1 protein-coding gene is annotated in these 1,268 nt (G+C 65.7%); it reads right to left on the bottom strand.

The features are described 5' to 3' along the window. Nucleotides 1-32: 32 nt before the first annotated feature. A protein-coding gene (locus BJF87_RS23745) for an IS3 family transposase (protein ID WP_085948641.1) occupies nt 33-1,198 on the bottom strand; the annotation gives its coding sequence in 2 pieces (ribosomal slippage) (nt 33-911 and nt 914-1,198; 1,164 coding nt in all). Nucleotides 1,199-1,268 lie beyond the last annotated feature (70 nt).

Raw genomic sequence — 1,268 nt, 5'->3', positions numbered from 1 at the left:
GGGCCTGGTGCACGGATAGGTGACAGGGTTAGTCACGCGGCCTGAGGGGCCTCGTGGTTGATGATGGTCTCGAATTCAATGGGGGTCAATCTGCCGAGGCGGTCCTGTCGTCTGCGGCGGTGGTAGGTCCGTTCGATCCAGTGCACGATGGCGGCCCGGAGCTCGTCTCTGGTGGCCCAGGATCGACGGTCGAGGACGTTGTTCTGTAGCAGCGAGAAGAAGCTCTCCATCGCCGCGTTGTCACCACACGCACCGACCCTGCCCATCGACCCGAGCATGCCGTGCCGGGTGATGGCCTTCTGCATCTTCTTCGAACGAAATTGAGACCCTCTATCGCTGTGCAGAACGCAGCCGGCCACGTCCCCTCGCCTGGCGACAGCGCTGTTCAGGGCGGCCACGGCCAGGCGGGACTTCATTCTCGAGTCGATCGAGTACCCGACGATCCGGCCCGAGTAGACGTCCTTGATCGCGCACAGGTACAGCTTGCCCTCGGCCGTCCAGTGCTCGGTGATGTCGGTCAGCCACAGCTCGTTGGGGCCGGGCGCGGTGAAGTCTCTCTTGACGAGATCGTCGTGTACAGGCGGGCCGGCCTTGCGGTGCTTGCCGCGGCCTCTCTTGCTGATGGTGCTGGTCCAGCCGCCGGCGGAGCAGATCCGCCACGCCGTCCGCCGGCACATCTTCTCGCCTGCGGCTTCGGCCTCGTCGGCGAGGTAGCGGTAGCCGAACTCCGGGTCTTCGCGGTGGGCGTCGAACAGGGCGTTGGCCCGGTACGCCTCGGCGAGCTCGGCGTCGGTGATCGGGTTCTTGCGCCACCGGTAGTAGGGCTGGCGAGCGATCTTGAGTACCCGACACGCCACCGTGACGGGGATGCCGTCAGCGGCCAGCTCACTCACGAGCGGGTACCACCTTTTCCCGGCAGATTCGCTTGGGACAGGTACGCCGCCGCCCGGCGTAAGACCTCGTTCTCCTGTTCAAGCAGGCGCACACGCCGCTTGGCCTCGCGCAGCTCACGCGATTCGGCCGACGTGGTGCCGGGCTTGATCCCGGCCTCCACGTCGGCCTTGCGGATCCACTTGTTCAGGGTCATCGGGTGGATACCGAAGTCGGCAGCGATCTGTTCGAGAGTCACACCGTCTTCACGGTTCTGGGCGACGCGGACAACGTCGTCGCGGAACTCCTGGGGATAGGGCTTGGGCACAGCTGGCATCCTTCCAGGCCGCCCGGCAGGGCAAGCCAGATCAGATGTCACCTACTCGTGCACCAGCCCC

This window comes from Gordonia sp. CNJ-863 (assembly GCF_001942325.1).
Classification (GTDB): domain Bacteria; phylum Actinomycetota; class Actinomycetes; order Mycobacteriales; family Mycobacteriaceae; genus Gordonia; species Gordonia alkanivorans.
This window is presented reverse-complemented; position numbering and strand designations above follow the sequence as displayed.